At 52.7% G+C, this 14,914-nt stretch carries 16 protein-coding genes; 9 read left to right on the top strand and 7 right to left on the bottom strand.

The genetic code is table 11. The annotated features are described in order from the left end of the window. Together O3S68_RS03825 and O3S68_RS03820 are read right to left on the bottom strand one after the other, a co-directional pair. Nucleotides 1–825 carry an ABC transporter substrate-binding protein gene (locus O3S68_RS03825; RefSeq protein ID WP_269230822.1) on the bottom strand — a complete coding sequence of 275 codons (825 nt, stop codon included), beginning with the start codon at nt 823–825 and terminating at the stop codon, nt 1–3. A 203-nt stretch (nt 826–1,028) separates the two neighbouring features. After that, on the bottom strand, nt 1,029–1,814 hold the full coding sequence (locus O3S68_RS03820) for an AraC family transcriptional regulator (RefSeq protein WP_020454044.1): 786 nt from the start codon (nt 1,812–1,814) through the stop codon (nt 1,029–1,031). Nucleotides 1,815–1,913: 99 nt separating this feature from the next. On the opposite strand from O3S68_RS03820, the gene O3S68_RS03815 reads away from it, so the two are divergent. Next, nucleotides 1,914–3,095: a CynX/NimT family MFS transporter gene (locus tag O3S68_RS03815; RefSeq protein WP_269230821.1), complete on the top strand. Its 1,182-nt coding sequence runs from the start codon at nt 1,914–1,916 to the stop codon at nt 3,093–3,095. A gap of 76 nt (nt 3,096–3,171) precedes the next feature. Here the strand turns inward: O3S68_RS03815 and O3S68_RS03810 are convergent, their stop codons facing one another. Further along, nucleotides 3,172–3,879: a CTP synthase C-terminal region-related (seleno)protein gene (locus O3S68_RS03810; RefSeq protein WP_020454046.1), complete on the bottom strand. Its 708-nt coding sequence runs from the start codon at nt 3,877–3,879 to the stop codon at nt 3,172–3,174. A gap of 154 nt (nt 3,880–4,033) precedes the next feature. Here O3S68_RS03810 and O3S68_RS03805 point away from each other — a divergent pair, with 154 nt between their 5' ends. Both O3S68_RS03805 and O3S68_RS03800 read left to right on the top strand, forming a co-directional pair. After that, on the top strand, nt 4,034–4,537 hold the full coding sequence (locus O3S68_RS03805; protein ID WP_045511650.1) for a DUF523 domain-containing protein: 504 nt from the start codon (nt 4,034–4,036) through the stop codon (nt 4,535–4,537). Beyond that, on the top strand, nt 4,534–4,881 hold the full coding sequence (locus O3S68_RS03800) for a DUF488 domain-containing protein (RefSeq protein ID WP_020454048.1): 348 nt from the start codon (nt 4,534–4,536) through the stop codon (nt 4,879–4,881). Before O3S68_RS03805 ends, O3S68_RS03800 begins: the two co-directional genes overlap by 4 nt. Here the strand turns inward: O3S68_RS03800 and O3S68_RS03795 are convergent. Further along, the gene (locus O3S68_RS03795) at nt 4,878–5,183 is read right to left on the bottom strand and encodes a hypothetical protein (protein WP_020454049.1); all 306 of its coding nucleotides are present in this window, start codon (nt 5,181–5,183) and stop codon (nt 4,878–4,880) included. The genes O3S68_RS03800 and O3S68_RS03795 overlap by 4 nt on opposite strands. Before the next feature lie 92 nt (nt 5,184–5,275). Beyond that, nucleotides 5,276–5,509, bottom strand: a complete 234-nt coding sequence (locus tag O3S68_RS03790; protein WP_020454050.1) for a putative hemolysin — start codon at nt 5,507–5,509, stop codon at nt 5,276–5,278. 318 nt (nt 5,510–5,827) lie between these two features. On the opposite strand from O3S68_RS03790, the gene O3S68_RS03785 reads away from it, so the two are divergent. From O3S68_RS03785 to O3S68_RS03775, 4 genes are all read left to right on the top strand, one after another. Continuing rightward, entirely contained in the window at nt 5,828–6,856 is a 1,029-nt protein-coding gene (locus tag O3S68_RS03785; RefSeq protein WP_045511611.1) for a sensor domain-containing diguanylate cyclase, read from the top strand. Nucleotides 6,857–6,974: 118 nt separating this feature from the next. Next, nucleotides 6,975–7,028, top strand: a complete 54-nt coding sequence (locus tag O3S68_RS24255) for a hypothetical protein (RefSeq protein ID WP_071925284.1) — start codon at nt 6,975–6,977, stop codon at nt 7,026–7,028. Between the two features lie 98 nt (nt 7,029–7,126). Further along, nucleotides 7,127–8,959, top strand: coding sequence for an EAL domain-containing protein (locus tag O3S68_RS03780; protein WP_045511613.1), 1,833 nt, complete (start codon nt 7,127–7,129; stop codon nt 8,957–8,959). A 210-nt stretch (nt 8,960–9,169) separates the two neighbouring features. After that, nucleotides 9,170–10,759: a methyl-accepting chemotaxis protein gene (locus O3S68_RS03775; protein ID WP_269230820.1), complete on the top strand. Its 1,590-nt coding sequence runs from the start codon at nt 9,170–9,172 to the stop codon at nt 10,757–10,759. A 237-nt stretch (nt 10,760–10,996) separates the two neighbouring features. Here O3S68_RS03775 and O3S68_RS03770 read toward each other — a convergent pair whose 3' ends face one another. Both O3S68_RS03770 and O3S68_RS03765 read right to left on the bottom strand, forming a co-directional pair. After that, nucleotides 10,997–11,851 carry a glycosyltransferase family 32 protein gene (locus O3S68_RS03770; RefSeq protein WP_269230819.1) on the bottom strand — a complete coding sequence of 285 codons (855 nt, stop codon included), beginning with the start codon at nt 11,849–11,851 and terminating at the stop codon, nt 10,997–10,999. Between the two features lie 299 nt (nt 11,852–12,150). Next, nucleotides 12,151–12,405 carry a hypothetical protein gene (locus O3S68_RS03765; RefSeq protein ID WP_020454056.1) on the bottom strand — a complete coding sequence of 85 codons (255 nt, stop codon included), beginning with the start codon at nt 12,403–12,405 and terminating at the stop codon, nt 12,151–12,153. Between the two features lie 395 nt (nt 12,406–12,800). Between O3S68_RS03765 and O3S68_RS03760 the strand changes: the two genes are divergently transcribed. Together O3S68_RS03760 and O3S68_RS03755 are read left to right on the top strand one after the other, a co-directional pair. Continuing rightward, nucleotides 12,801–14,345 carry a methyl-accepting chemotaxis protein gene (locus O3S68_RS03760; protein WP_160270624.1) on the top strand — a complete coding sequence of 515 codons (1,545 nt, stop codon included), beginning with the start codon at nt 12,801–12,803 and terminating at the stop codon, nt 14,343–14,345. 56 nt (nt 14,346–14,401) lie between these two features. Next, nucleotides 14,402–14,872 (top strand): GNAT family N-acetyltransferase, encoded by a 471-nt coding sequence (locus tag O3S68_RS03755; RefSeq protein WP_269230818.1) that lies wholly within the window; start codon nt 14,402–14,404, stop codon nt 14,870–14,872. Nucleotides 14,873–14,914 lie beyond the last annotated feature (42 nt).

The raw sequence follows: 14,914 nt of genomic DNA, 5'->3' as shown, positions 1-14,914 counted from the left end.
TTACTTCGCTTCTATGGTAAAGCTGCGTGGAGCGGGCGTTTTGGTTTGCGGACCAAACCAGGTATCGTAGATTTTTGCCGCTTCGCCGTTTTTCTCAAGGTTGACCAGTTCAGTATTCACCGCGTTAAGCAATGCGGTTTCGCCTTTACTCACACCGACACCGATCTCCTCTTTGGACAACAAGTCCGGCAGGATTTTGAATTTCGCTTTATCCGGCGCTTCCGCCAGCAAACCGGCCAGAATGGTGCTGTCCTGGGTGATGGCCTGCACGTTGCCGTTACGCAACGCGGTCAGCGCCAGCGGGATATCGTCATAAGCCAGCACGCGAGATTGCGGGAAACGCTGGTGTAGCGTCTGCTCGCCAGTGGTGCCTTTAACCGCGCCAATGCGCGCTTTGCTGTAGGCGTCCAGCTTATCGGCCGCAGTAGTCGGTACGAGGAATTGCTGACCGGTGACAAAATACGGCGTGGAGAAGTCGATCACCTGCGCGCGTTCCGGGGTGATGGTGATATCCGCAACGATCAAATCCACTTTGCCGGATTGCAGCAGCGGAATGCGGTTCGCCGGGTTCGTCGCCACCAGTTGCAGTTTTACGCCGAGGCTTTTTGCCAGCGCTTTAGCAAAATCGACGTCATAACCCACGATGTCATGGGATTTCGCATCGATAGCGCCGAACGGTGGGTTGGCGTCAAAGGTCGCCACTTTGACGACGCCCGCGGCTTTGATATCCGCCAGTTTGTCCGCGTGCGCGGAAAAAGAGAGCGCTGAAAGCAGCGCCAGGGCGCTGATTGCGCCTGTTTTTTTCGTATGTGATGAGGTTGCCATGCTAATCCTTATGCCCTGTTATTGTGTTAACGCAGCGCTAAGGTCACACAACCTTATTCATCAGACAAATATCAAAAAGTGCATTGATTATCCGTAAAAGTTATTAAAAACAAACCTCCCATACTTACTGCTTATCTTGCCCGTCCTGGCAGAACAAACATGCCAAGTCCACATAAAAACAACGGAATAGAGAGCAGAAAATGTCACGCTTCGCCGAGCGCCGCCAGGTAACGCCCCGGCGTCTGCCCAAGCCCCTTTTTAAACATGGTGATAAACGCGGTCGTCGAGTCATACCCGAGCGCCTGCGCAATATGCTGCACCGGATGGCCGTCAATTAATAACCGTAACGCGAGGATCAGCTGCATCTGGTGCCGCCAGCGACGAAAGCTTAACCCCGTTTCCCTGACAACCAGCCGCGCCAGATTGCGCTCACTCATGGCAAACACCTGCGCCCACTGCGCCAGTGTCTGCCTGTCTGCCGGGTTGCTTTCCATGCTGTCGACCATCTGGCGGATCTTCGGGTGTGCGGAAACCGGAAGCTGTAAGTGCATTTGCGGCTGTGCCGGCAGTTCATCAAACAGCACCTGCACCAGCCGCTGGGTGGCGGGTTGCCGCCGCTGGGCAGGCGTGCGCGTGGCTAATGTGAGGATCAATTCGCGTACCAGTGCCGAAACTTTGAGCGTACAGCAGTGATCCGGCATCACCACCGACCAGGGTTCAATAAACAGGAAACAGAGCTGCGCATTCGCCGTGGCGCGGTTACTGTGCAGCACCTGCCCGGGAAGCCACATCGCATGATGCGGCGGCACCATCCAGCGGGCATGTTCGACCTCGCAGGTAATCGCGCCTTTCAACGCCAGAATGAGTTGCCCTTTGCGATGGTGATGCGCCGGGATCAATTGTTCACTCTCTTCAACGGTGATGCTGAACGCCACCGCCATTTCCTGCTGGCTATCCGGATCGTAGCCGCCGAGCCCAAGTCCGTGCATTAATTTGTCCGACTTTAGCGATAAAGTGTCATTCTAGCTTGATTCAAACCGGAGAAAAAAACGTTATCGTAGCGGCCTGTTATTTTTTCAGAGAAGACAATGACTAACAGCCTCCCCTCCCGCGGTAAGCAAAGCGTGCTGCTGATTGCCGGGATCCTGATGATTGCCACCACGCTGCGCGTCACCTTTACTGGCGCAGCGCCGCTGCTGGATGCGATTCGCGCGGAATATGGGTTAACCACCGCGCAAACCGGCATGCTCACCACCCTGCCACTGCTGGCTTTTGCCTTGATATCGCCACTGGCGGCGGGTGTGGCGCGCCGTTTCGGCATGGAACGCAGCCTGTTCGCGGCGATGGTGCTGATTTGCCTTGGTATCGCCCTTCGTTCCCTGCCCTCAGCACTGCTGCTGTTTACGGGTACAGCGATCATCGGCTGCGGGATCGCACTCGGCAACGTGCTGCTGCCGGGGATAATAAAACGCGACTTCGCCCAACATGTGGCGAAACTGACAGGCGCTTACTCACTCACTATGGGCGCAGCGGCGGCGCTCGGCTCGTCGGTCGTTGTGCCGCTGGCGCAATACGGTGCAGGCTGGCATGGCGCATTATTGATGCTGATGATCTTTCCATTACTGGCGCTGTTGCTGTGGCTCCCCCGGCTGCGCCACGGCGCACCTGCGGCACTCAGTAACGCCGGCGCGCTGCATAGTCGCAGGATCTGGCGCTCCTGGCTTGCCTGGCAGGTCACACTGTTTTTAGGGATCAACTCATTAATCTATTACATCGTCATTGGCTGGCTGCCGTCGATTCTGATAGCGCACGGCTTCAGTGAAGCGCAGGCGGGATCAGTACATGGCATTCTGCAACTGGCGACAGCAATGCCGGGTCTGCTGGTGCCGCTGGTTCTGCACCGGCTGAAAGATCAGCGCGGTATCGCTGTCGTGGTCGCGCTGCTGTGTGCTGTCGGTTCACTGGGATTGTGGCTGGTTCCGGAACATGCCACGCTCTGGACCCTTGTTTTTGGCTTTGGCTCCGGCGCGACGATGATCCTCGGGTTAACGTTTATCGGTCTGCGTGCCAGCTCCGCTCACCAGGCGGCCGCGCTTTCCGGTATGGCGCAATCGGTCGGTTATCTGCTGGCGGCTTGCGGGCCGCCGCTGATGGGGAAAATTCATGATGCCAGCGGCGACTGGCATCTTCCGCTGCTGGCCTGTGCTGTGTTATCGGTGGTTATGGCGGTTTGCGGGGCATTCGCCGGGCGCGATCGCGAAATGGCGTAAGGCGTGCCAGCCACTCACCACCGCTTCCGGAGGTGGTTCAGAGGTAGAAAAAAAACAGGCCCGAAGGCCTGTTTTTTTATTCACATGCCGCGCGCAGCATCGCCTGAACCAGCGGTACCGGACGCCCGGCGAGCGCCGCGCGTTCATGCTGGAACAAGGTAGCGACAAAAAACGGGTGCGTCACCAGCTCCACGGCACGGATCTCTCCGTCTTCATCCCAACCGGTAACCCGCAGATCGCCGCTTTCCAGTTCACGGGCAAACTCTTCTGCTACGCCAAAGCTACACCGGTAGGCTTCTTCAATCAGTTCACGGCCGTAAGCGCGGGCAATTAACGTGTTAGGTCGCAGTTCGATAGCACCGTTTTGGTCCACCAGCGCACAGGTCAGCGGCGTGATCACCATCCGGCCGACGTTTTCCGTTTCGGCGTGCGCCGCATCTGCCCAGCCCAGTACATTGCGGGCATATTCAATGACCGCATGCTGGAAGCCGCCGCACGTCCCGAGGAACGGCACCGCGTTTTCACGTGCGTATTTAATGGCGATAAACGCGCCATTGGCGTTTTTATAGGGGCTTCCCGGTACAACCCAGATGGCGTCATAGCCAACCAGATCTTCATCGCTGTTGATTTCGCTGGTGGGTAACCAGTCGTAATCCGCAGTGATTTCCAGCACGGCAGCGGCATCATCAATCGCCAGTGGGATCGCCTGATGTGCAACAACATCGTGGCTGTAATCGCCGACCAATGCGATGCGTAATGTTTTTTTCGGAGGAATGTGATGCATGAAAGTGTCCTTATGCCGGAGCGGATAACGAATAACATAAGGAATATCACATTAGCTGTCTTTTAATGTAATCACAACACCTTAAAATCAGCAGGCATATATCATGCAAAATTATGAAAAAATAGTTTTCCGGCAAGGCATTAGGGCAAATGAGATGCACCAAACTAAAATTCTTGTCAGCGCGTGCCTGATGGGTTTCAACGTGCGTTACAACGGCAGTGCTAAAGCGGCGCTACATGAGGCGCTACGACGCTGGCAGCAGGAAGATCGTCTGGTGATCCACTGTCCGGAACTGGCCGCCGGTTTACCCGTGCCGCGAAGACCGGCGGAAATTATCGCCGGCCACGGCGCAGACGTGATGCGTGAACAGGCGCGGATTGTCGAAAACGATGGGCGGGACGTTACCGCACACTATCAGTTAGCCGCCTGGCTGGCGCTGCAGGCTGCGCAGAACGCGGGATGTCGCGCAGCCCTGCTCACCGATGGCAGCCCCACCTGCGGCAGCCAGTTTATCTATAATGGAACCTTTAGCGGCACGCGTCGGCAAGGTATGGGCGTAGCGGCCGCGCTACTGGAAGAACACGGCATTCGCGTCTTTTCTGATCGGCAATTACCGGCGTTGGTGGCGTGGATTGAAGAGATGGAGAGGTCACAATGATCCAGTGCAAACGGGTATATGATCCCGCCGCCGATGACGACGGCTATCGGGTGTTAGTCGACAGGCTCTGGCCGCGCGGCATCAGGAAAACGGATTTGGCCTGCGATGAATGGAATAAAACGCTGGCACCATCAACAGAACTGCGCAAAGCGTTTCACGGCGAAGCCATTGATTTCGCCGCGTTCAGTGAAAGCTACCGTCAGGAACTTGCCGCGCAGGAAGAGGCAGGAAAAACGCTGGCGGCACGCGGGAAAAAAGGTACCGTGACGCTGTTATACGCGGCAAAAAACAGTGAGCAGAACCACGCGCTGGTGCTGGCTCAGTGGTTGCGCTCGCTGGCTTAACCGATAACGCGCTCGCGCACATCCTGAGGTTCGCTGTCCGGCTGCAGCGGCATCAGATGTTCGGCGCGCACAAACGCGAAGCCATGCTGACCATCAAAAGCGGTCACATCGCCGGTGACCAGCCACAGCGCACGCGCGGCATTACGTGGCATTTCTGTTACCACGCCGTTCACCGGATTAAGAAAACGCTCGCCGGGCTGACACAGCCCAAAAAGCTCAACGGATTTGCCAATATTGCTGCGGCCATTGGCGGTTTGGGCACCGATAATTAAAGCCGGGCTGCCCGGACGTAACTGGAACATGCTTCTCTCATGCGCTCCCGCGCCAGCTGAAAATAGGATAATTCTTAGAGAGAAGTGTACCCTGGCGACCCGGCGATTGTCACGTGGTGCGATTACGGGTGATCGCGCCGCCACAGCGCCCATTCATCGATCACTTCGCCGCCCGGCAATTTGCACTCCGTGCGTACGCCCTGCGGGCTTTGCACCGGCACGCGCTCGCCGCCCCGCTGCTGGCAATAAACCGCCGCCGGGTTAGCCATACCGATTTGTGGGGGGCGGGGAGATTCAGGCTGTGTGGCAGAACACGCCGCGAGAACAACAGGTAACGCCAGTAACCAATAACGCATCTTTTTTTCCTTAAATCGCCTGTAAACCGCTTTCCAGCATAGCCATGCAACAGCGATATCTCCATGATTTCTCCATTCTTACTGCACTTTCAGCGGGTATAGTTAGCCTCGTTCTCACCCATGACCAGAGAACATCATTCCGTAATCAATGAGTTTTTGCCCCGCTTCATCAACGGGGCTTTTTTTCGTTCTCGCCTGCAACTTTTTAATGCCATCCCGCTACGATATGTAAATCATGTTTTTTTCATGATTTAATGACGCGCCATAAAATCTTCAGCTTTAATGTCCATATCACCAGGGCACAGGAGTAAAAAAGTCATGTCCGATTTCATTCTCGCCCGTGTCTCTGAAACGCTGTCAAAAGAACACTCGCTTGAAGGGTTAGTTCGCCAGTTTCTGGAAATGCTGGAAATGGTGACAGATATGGAATCGACGTACTTAACGAAAATTAGTGACAACCCCCGCCTGCAGCACATTGTCTATTCCCGCAACAGTAAACAGCTTGATATCCCGGAAGGGTTCTCCCTGCCGTGGGGCGATAGCCTGTGCAAACGCGCACTGGATGATGGCTGCCCGTTCAGCAATGACGTAGCCAACCGCTGGAAAGATTGCGAAGCGGCGCAGGCGCTGGGCATCACCACCTATTTAAGTACCCCGGTGCATCTGGCCGACGGTTCGCTTTATGGCACGTTATGCGCTGCCAGCCATGCCAGAAAATCACTGAGCATGCGTGGTAAACAGGTCCTGCGACTGTTTGCCAGGCTGATTGCGCAATTCATTGAAAAAGAGAGTCTCGTTGATCAGTTGCGCGAAGCTAACGCGGCGCTGATCGCCTACTCCTATACCGATGCGCTGACCGGGCTACCCAACCGGCGCGCTATCTTCGAAAATCTCGCAGCGCTATTTTCCCTCGCCCGCCATCTGGAAATGCACGTGATTATCGCTTTTATCGATCTCGATAATTTCAAAGGCATCAATGACCAGTTGGGACATGAGGCTGGCGATCAGTTTCTTATTGAAGTGGGTAAACGGCTGGCGACGGATCGCGGTAAAGACGATATCGTCGGGCGTCTTGGCGGTGATGAGTTTTTACTCGCCTGCCTGGGCGGGCCGCTGAAGCAGGCGGAAGGTATCCATTTAACGTCGCTGAAAAAGAGCCTCGACAAACGCATTACCGGCGAATATCAGCTCGGGGAAAAACGAATTTTCTACCCGGGCGCCAGCGTGGGCGTCATCGAAATCAACCCGAAATTGACCGATGCCGAGGGTGCGTTACAAGCGGCGGATGAAGCGATGTATCACGTGAAGAAGAATAAAGAAAAAAAACCTTTTATTCGTCTCGATTAAGCATATCTCTGTGATATACAGGCTTGAGAAAAATCTCATTTTCTTCTATTTCTTATACAATTGATTTCTGGCGATTATCGCCAGCAAAGGAGTTTTCGTGAGAAAGACAACCATCATTATGCTCGTCGTGGCGGTTATTGCTGTGGCCGGAACCCAATTCGGTTGGTGGTAATTGCGCGTCAGGATTTTTATTAAGCGGTAAGCCTAAGCGCATGATGGAGTCATCTGAACAGAACACCACCGTCTCATTGATTTGGGCAGGAGCTCGCTATGTTCACTGGTCTCAAAAAAAGCGAAAGCAAACGGCTTGCCGCACTGGAGCTGCTGAGTAAGGAAGATAAATCCCGCGATGCAGCACTAGCCGAGTTTGCGCGTCTGGCATGTGAAGTGATGGGCGTCGAAGGATGTTTTATCACAACATTCGACGACGAATATCAATATATCAAATATGTTAAGAATATCCCGATTGAGCACGTCAAAATTCGTATCGAACAGACCATGTGCCAATATTCGCTGCACGGTTGCCAGACCGTTATTAGTTCCGATACCCGGCTCGATGAACGATTTAATCATCAACCTTTGGTAAAAAGCGGCAATATTCTTTTTTACGCATCGGCACCAATGATAAATAAAGACGGCACGGTGCTGGGCACGTTATGTGTCAGTCATCCTGAAATCTATACGCCGACATCACGCCAGATAACCAATTTCCACCGCGTCGCCGCGCTCGCCACCGTTTATCTTGAATCCTGCTATACCATTGGGTTAATCGATGCCCTCACCGGTTTACCGAATCGTCAGTTTCTGGTGAAAGAGATGGAGCGACTGACGCTGGAAAAAACGAGCGGCAGCTACGCCCTGATGATTTTTGACTGTATTGATATGCCGCGCGCGTATGAATTATCCCGTTACCTGGGCGTGGAAGCGCTGGAGAAGATGCTGCGCAGTTTCGGGCCACTGCTGCGCTTGCGCTTAAAGCTGAAAGAAGAGACCACGCTGTATGCTTTCACCACCGGGCGCTACGCTGTGCTGGTCGATATGGACTATGCGCTGACGCTGGCAAAACGGGCGGAAAAATTGCCTGGAATAAAAGCGAAAATCACCGGCGACATCGATATCAATCTGACGATCCACGCAGGCTATGTAAAATTTTCGCCGCAGGACGATAACGTGCAGGAGATTGTACGCCAGGGCATCAGCGCGCTGCATGAATCAATCCGCGAAAAGATCCGGGTGTTGCAGTTCAATCCGATTCTCGATCACAAGCGGAATAAAGATTTTAAGCTGCTCTACGATCTCAGCGAGGCAATCAAAGCCACCGATCAGCTCTACCTCGTTTTTCAACCTAAGATTTCGCTGCGTTCTGGCAAAACCGAAGGCGTGGAAGCGCTGTTACGCTGGAAGCACCCGGAACTGGGACAGATCTCACCGGCAGTGATTGTGGCGCTGGCGGAAAAAACCACGCTGATGACGGACTTGACGCAGTGGGTGATTAAGTCTGTGATTTCTCAGCTTAAACAGTGGAAACAGCAAGGTATTCTGCTGCCGGTGTCCATTAACGTCACGGTCAGTGATTTTTCGCGCCCCGGATTTGCCGATGAACTGGAACAGAACGTGCTGGCCGCCGGGCTGTTCACCTCGGATGTCCGTATTGAATGCCTGGAGACTGAGAAAGTGCTGGAAAGCGATCCGGCACTGGAAGAACTTGATCGTTTAAAATTGCTTGGCTTTACCATTTTGCTGGATGACTTTGGCGCAGGATACAGCAATATCAGTTATTTACGCCGCATTCCCATCGATGTGATTAAGCTCGACCGTTCGCTGGTAAGCCAGGTCACCACTGACACCGGCAGCCGGATTATCGCCCGCAACGTCATTATGATGCTCAAAGAGTTGCATTATGTGGTGCTGGCGGAAGGGATTGAAGATCTGGAAACCGCGCGAATGCTTGCCGAATACGGCTGCGATGAAGCGCAGGGCTATCTTTTCTCACGTCCGCTATCACCCGAGGAGATCCCGGCCTGGCTCGCGGATAACAAACCGTTCCGCTTATTATCGAAGATGGCGACAGAGCCGCAGCAGCAACATTTGTACGGTTCGTAATGCCGATAAATTAGCCTGACTGTTGTATTTCCCAACAGTCAGGCTTTGTCACGAAAATGTCATAAAAAACCGATCACATTCCGCTTCAAGTAGTTAACTCAAATTCTGCGTGTTTACTGCCCTTCCCTCATTAAAGCTGTGCTTAAACCCGTCGATATTGCTGGTGTGCGCTCTTTTTTGCGCCTCACTGACTATGGGAAGTATCGATTGATGAAACTCAACCATCTCACTATCGGGCAACGGCTCGGTTTCCTGGCGGCCATTCTTTTACTGGCAACGCTGTTTATGGGTATTCGCGGGTTGTCGATTAACGCCAGCGGATTAGTACAAAACCAACAGATCATGGCCACGGAGAAGGTGGTTGCGGAGAGTATCGACACGGCCCGCAACGCGCAGGTGCAGTTTAAGATTCAGGTGCAGGAGTGGAAAAACACCCTGCTGCGCGGCACGCAGGGACAACAAGCGTTCGACAAGTATAAAAACGCCTTTGTCGAACAGAGCCAGAAAACGCAGGCGCTGTTGAAAACGCTCAGCGAACTGCTGCCGCAAATTGGGCTGCCCAATACCGAGGCCATCAAGACCATCAATTTACATGCTGAACTGGAAAGCCATTATCTGGCTGCGCTGCAGCAATACAGTGTTCAGGATGCCACCAGCGCCCAACGCGTCGATCATCTGGTGACAGGAATCGATCGTGAACCGACACGAATGATTGATGAGATGGTCGCCAGCACGCTGAAACAAGCGGAGCTTATCCGTGCGCAGACCGACGCGAGTAATCATGAGCATTACCAGCAGACACGCCTGATGCTCATGCTGGTAATGGCGTTCACGTTGATGGTCGGTATGCTGATCACCTGGTGGCTGATCCGCAGTATCACTCACCCGCTGGCACAGGCGGTATCGGTTGCCCGCAATGTCGCAGCCGGTGATTTACAGTCTGCTATCGTGGTATCCGGACGCGATGAAACCGCCGAACTGATGCAGGCCCTGCAGGAGATGAACGGTAATCTGACACGCATCGTTACCGGCGTGCGTTCCGGCACCGAAACGATTGCCGGTGCGTCGCAGCAAATCGCCAGCGGCAGCCGTGAGCTTTCGTCGCGTAATGAAGCGCAGGCCAGCGCGCTGGAACAGACGGCGGCATCGATGGAAGAGCTCACCTCGGTGGTAAAAAACAACGCCGAGAATTCGCGTGTTGCCAGCGATATCACCCGGGAAGCGACCCGTGTGGCAAACCAGGGCGGCGAAGTGGTGGAAAAAGTTGTCACCACGATGAGTGAAATTAATCAGCTCTCCGGCGAAATCAGCAACATTATTGGCGTAATCGACAGTATCGCCTTCCAGACCAATATCCTGGCGCTGAACGCTGCCGTGGAAGCCGCACGCGCAGGAACCGAAGGCCGCGGCTTTGCGGTTGTCGCCTCTGAAGTTCGTGCGCTGGCACAACGTTCCGCGACAGCGGCGAAAGAGATCAGTGATTTGATCCAGCGCTCAGTCAGTCGTATTGATGAAGGCAATACGCTGGTGAAAAACGCCGGTAACGCCATGGAAGAGATCATGCAAAGCGTAGGACGTGTCAGCCAGTTAGTGGAGACGATTTCGCTGGCCAGTAATGAGCAAAGTACGGGCATCGATCAGGTACACATCGCTATTACCCAGATGGATGCCGCCACGCAGCAGAACGCTACGCTGTCGCAGGAATCTTCAGCCGCCGCGCACGCGATGCAGCAGCAGGCTGAGAATCTGCTGGAGATGGTGCAAATTTTCAAACTGCATGAGCAGCGCACCCCGGCATAGCTCCTGATGACCAGCTCCGGGCACGGCTCCGGGCTGGTCAATCAGCAATAGTGATGAATTAATACGCTGATCATAAATTTTATCAATCCAACCGCAGAAAAATTTGCGTTTGCGCACTTTATGCCTACAGGTTATAAAGTGCGCAAGTGATGGATATACGCTTTAACAATCTCAAAAAATCTTCGCTGGCAGTTTTGATGTCGAAACTGCCATCTTTCTTTTACTTTTCTCTTCCCTTCAGGTACAACGCGACTTCAGCTTGCTCAGCACCTTCCTGCTCTCATTAATCGTATTTTTCTTCAAACGCCAGAACGGAAAAACAAAAGCGCGCCAGAGTAAATAATAGAAATGATCCGCTCCGGTCAACGTAACAACAGGCGTTCGTAATTTGCTGTAGTGGCTTGCATTAAATTGCTTAATGACTTTTTTACTGACGTTGCGATAGACCAGCCCCACGTCACGGTGATTTTCCCGCTGACGAAAACGCTCACACTTACGCACTTTTTCTATACCCAGCGTAAACGGAATTGGCCCGGTGGTATTTAACACCCCCCGCATTCCGACACCATAGCGCCACGGCTTATAGCGTTTAAGCCGCTCAACGACCTCATCAATAACAGCTTTAATATAAGGTGAAGCCGGAGCGACAATAATATTCCATTGCTGGTACTCGCCATTTTTCAGAAAAGCGAGTTCTTCATGTTTGCCCATATTATTATCGCAACCCTGCGGTTTATTATCCCAGTTACATAATAATATTTCGCAATCTGGCGGAATAACTTCGCTAAACGGAACAGTGCAAGAGCTTTTGATATCTAAATAAACGCCACCTTCACGATACATCAATAAATAGCGAAAAAAATCCGCGCGCGCAGCGCCATACTGCGGATTTATTTTTTCATATAATGCCAGCATCTCCTGACCATAATGCTCATGCAGATAGGCCAGCATTTTTTTCTCGTCGTAAAAATAATATTCCCAGTCGGGATTTAATTGCCTGAGACTGTCGATGGAGGCATGCACCTCTGCCGGTAGCGCTGCCATCCCCCGGGTGTAGACCTGGTGGATCTTATGCGGGATCGTATTCATCATCTATCCTAAGCTCATTAACTTTAAATACCTGAAAGGTAAAAACATAAAAACGGCTAAAGTATGAGAAAAAAGATAATGCGTTAATCTGACATTAGCATTACGCAGAGTCGGATAATTGTCTTGCAGAATCGTCTGCAACTGCCCTTGCCTGTTCTCAGTCAAGAGAGAGGAAATTTAACTTAAGGTTCTGCATGACCACGGAAAAACGGCTTTCCCGGTGGAAAAATGCCCGGTCCGGAAAAAAGTGAAGGGTTGCGTCAGCTCGCCCGGCAGAGGCGAGCCACGCTCGCTGTTGCGGTTTAATGCGTACGCAGGATATAGCTTATCGCATCCTGTTCCGATAGCCCGTACCCCTTCATAAAAACATCCATCGACTCATCCTGCGTCTCATTGAATAACGTTCCGCCGCCGCTGGTCTGCAGCTCGCCGGACACGACATCGCCCCTTTCGACATCGTAGCTCCCCAGTAGCTCCGCGACAGCGAACTCGCCGTTCTCATCGCGGATAACAATAAACCCAATGCGGTGTTCGTGATGAACGACATTACCTTTCATATGAACAATCCTTTCGTTGTTGTTCATTTCAGATTAGCTGAATCCGTACGCAGCGGAAATGCTCATTGCTGTATTTAGTGAGCCAGAGAACGATTCAGCTATTTATTTATGTGCCTTATCTTAAATATTCGTCAGCACACTAACTATCTGGCATGTTCACAAACGGCCTTTCTGACCAGGCGATAAAAAATTCAGATATATAATGTTTTTTCAATCTAACCATAATTAAAGCACTTTTATTTTGTATGGCTATGTTTATGGCGCAAAACCTCTTTTTGTTTTACGGTTATCAGAAGTGCGTCAAAAAATATAAAGCTCAGAGTGAACCATGCCGTAAATAGATATAAGAATTTAGCAATATCCCACGCCCTTCCTTTTTCCCGAGAATACTCACTATGCGCAACAATGAGCCCGTTACACAGCAAGAGTACGTTTTCGATAATGATGCAACGTTAATGTCCACCACCGATCCGGACAGTTACATCAATTATGCCAATGATGCATTTATTGATGTCAGCGGCTTCTCACTGGAGGAGATCAAAGGCCAGCCGCACAATCTGGTGCGCCATCCGGATATGCCAAAGCAGGCGTTTGCCGATATGTGGTCGACATTGAAACAGGGAGAACCCTGGACAGCACTGGTAAAAAACCGCCGCAGTAATGGCGATCATTACTGGGTGCGCGCTAACGCGATTCCGGTGATTCGCCAGGGAAAAGTGAAGGGTTACATGTCGGTGCGTACCCGACCAGCGGCAGAAGAAGTTACTGCCGCCGAAGAGGTTTATCGCCAGTTTCGTGAAGGCCAGGCGAACGGCCGGCGTTTCCATAAAGGGTTAATTATCCGCACGGGCCTGATGCGCTGGCGCTCCCTGTTTGTCACCATGCCTCTGCGCTGGCGGTTACGTTCGGCGTTGATCATCGCGTTGCTATTCAGCCTTGCCGCTGCCTGGGGTCACGATCTGACGCCCGGTCAACTGGTCAGTTTCGCCAGTTTTATGACGCTCCTGCTGCTGTTTATCAATATCTGGCTGGAGCTGCAAATTGTCCGCCCGATTGAGCGCTTGTACCGCCAGGCTTTACAGGTGGCGAGTGGCGAAGCACATCAAGTCGATCAACCCAATCGGGTAGATGAAGTCGGTATGACATTGCGCGCGATAAGCCAGCTCGGCCTGATGTTTCGCTGGCTGGTCAACGATGTCAGCGGCCAGGCGATGACCGTGCTGAAAGCCTCGGAGTCTCTGAGACAAGGCAATGATGACCTGAGCCGCCAGACAGAACAGGCGGCGGCGAACGTTGAGCAAACGGCCGCGACGATGAACGAATTAACCGCCACGGTAAAAAGTAACCGGGAAACCGCCGCCGAAGTCACCGCCTTGTCACAAGGTACGCGCGATGCCGCACGGCAAGGTGGCCAGGTAATGCACCAGATGATAGAAATGATGACGGCGATTGCAGAAAGCTCACGGCAAATCGCCAGTATCACCAGTATTATCGACAGCATCGCCTTCCAGACCAACATTCTGGCGCTGAACGCGGCAGTTGAGGCGGCGCGAGCGGGTGAACAAGGTAAAGGTTTTGCCGTTGTCGCAGGAGAGGTACGCAGTCTGGCGCAGCGTAGTGCGCGAGCCGCCAGCGAAATCAAAGCGTTGATTGAGAATAGCGTGACGCATGTTAATTCCGGCAGCCAACTGGCGGACGACGCGGGAAAAACCATGAAGGAGATCGTTGAGCAAGTGCAAAATGTGACCTCGCTGATAGCACAGATCAGCGCGGCAACCGCCGAGCAGGCAACGGCGTTGAGTGAAGCCAGCCTGGCAGTGGAAGATCTGGATAAGATCACCCACCAGAATGCACAACGAGTACAAGAAGGGGCGGAAGCAACCGGTCGCCTGAACCAGCAGGCCATTCGCCTGGCGGAAGCGATATCGGTGTTTCGGTAACCCTTTGCAAAGCGGGCTCCGGGCGAAAACGCCCGGAGAATACAGTGAGGTCTAAAATGATTCGGTTACGTCCCATGTCAGCGGCTGAATTCACTGATTTTATTGCTTATTTTATCCCTGATTATGCTACAGAAATTGCAGCAAATTACCGTTTATCCCAGGATGAGGCGACAGAACAAGCCAGGCGAGAAATTGAAATCAGTTTGCCGGAGGCGCAGAAAACGCCCGGCCATTCATTGACAACGATTACGCTTGTCGACAACGGCATGACCCGGATTGTGGGATCGCTATGGTACAGAGCCGACTTTATCGATAAATCCGCTTTTATTTATGATTTTTACCTGCGTCCTGCCTTTCGCGGCAAAGGTTTGGGAAGCCAGGCAATGCAATCTCTGGAGTCAAATCTTCGCGCGGCGGGGATTCGGCAAATTAAACTTCGCGTGGCGGCCGAAAACGAACATGCCAGAAAAGTGTATGAAGCGAATGGTTACCAGATTACTGGCTATAACATGAATAAACTGCTTTGAATTATGCCTGCATAAACTTTCGTATTAGGTGGTGTAAACCTG

This window comes from Kosakonia sp. SOY2, from assembly GCF_027109175.1.
GTDB lineage: Bacteria > Pseudomonadota > Gammaproteobacteria > Enterobacterales > Enterobacteriaceae > Kosakonia.
This window is presented reverse-complemented; position numbering and strand designations above follow the sequence as displayed.

Coding starts and splice junctions, on each gene's coding strand:
- O3S68_RS03780 (WP_045511613.1), top strand. CDS start 7,127: ATGTTCACTGGTCTCAAAAAAAGCGAAAGCAAACGGCTTGCCGCACTG.
- O3S68_RS03790 (WP_020454050.1), bottom strand. CDS start 5,509: ATGCGTTATTGGTTACTGGCGTTACCTGTTGTTCTCGCGGCGTGTTCT.
- O3S68_RS03755 (WP_269230818.1), top strand. CDS start 14,402: ATGATTCGGTTACGTCCCATGTCAGCGGCTGAATTCACTGATTTTATT.
- O3S68_RS03820 (WP_020454044.1), bottom strand. CDS start 1,814: ATGCACGGACTTGGGCTCGGCGGCTACGATCCGGATAGCCAGCAGGAA.
- O3S68_RS03815 (WP_269230821.1), top strand. CDS start 1,914: ATGACTAACAGCCTCCCCTCCCGCGGTAAGCAAAGCGTGCTGCTGATT.
- O3S68_RS03795 (WP_020454049.1), bottom strand. CDS start 5,183: ATGTTCCAGTTACGTCCGGGCAGCCCGGCTTTAATTATCGGTGCCCAA.
- O3S68_RS03765 (WP_020454056.1), bottom strand. CDS start 12,405: ATGAAAGGTAATGTCGTTCATCACGAACACCGCATTGGGTTTATTGTT.
- O3S68_RS03810 (WP_020454046.1), bottom strand. CDS start 3,879: ATGCATCACATTCCTCCGAAAAAAACATTACGCATCGCATTGGTCGGC.
- O3S68_RS03825 (WP_269230822.1), bottom strand. CDS start 825: ATGGCAACCTCATCACATACGAAAAAAACAGGCGCAATCAGCGCCCTG.
- O3S68_RS03785 (WP_045511611.1), top strand. CDS start 5,828: ATGTCCGATTTCATTCTCGCCCGTGTCTCTGAAACGCTGTCAAAAGAA.
- O3S68_RS03775 (WP_269230820.1), top strand. CDS start 9,170: ATGAAACTCAACCATCTCACTATCGGGCAACGGCTCGGTTTCCTGGCG.
- O3S68_RS03800 (WP_020454048.1), top strand. CDS start 4,534: ATGATCCAGTGCAAACGGGTATATGATCCCGCCGCCGATGACGACGGC.
- O3S68_RS03760 (WP_160270624.1), top strand. CDS start 12,801: ATGCGCAACAATGAGCCCGTTACACAGCAAGAGTACGTTTTCGATAAT.
- O3S68_RS03770 (WP_269230819.1), bottom strand. CDS start 11,851: ATGATGAATACGATCCCGCATAAGATCCACCAGGTCTACACCCGGGGG.
- O3S68_RS03805 (WP_045511650.1), top strand. CDS start 4,034: ATGCACCAAACTAAAATTCTTGTCAGCGCGTGCCTGATGGGTTTCAAC.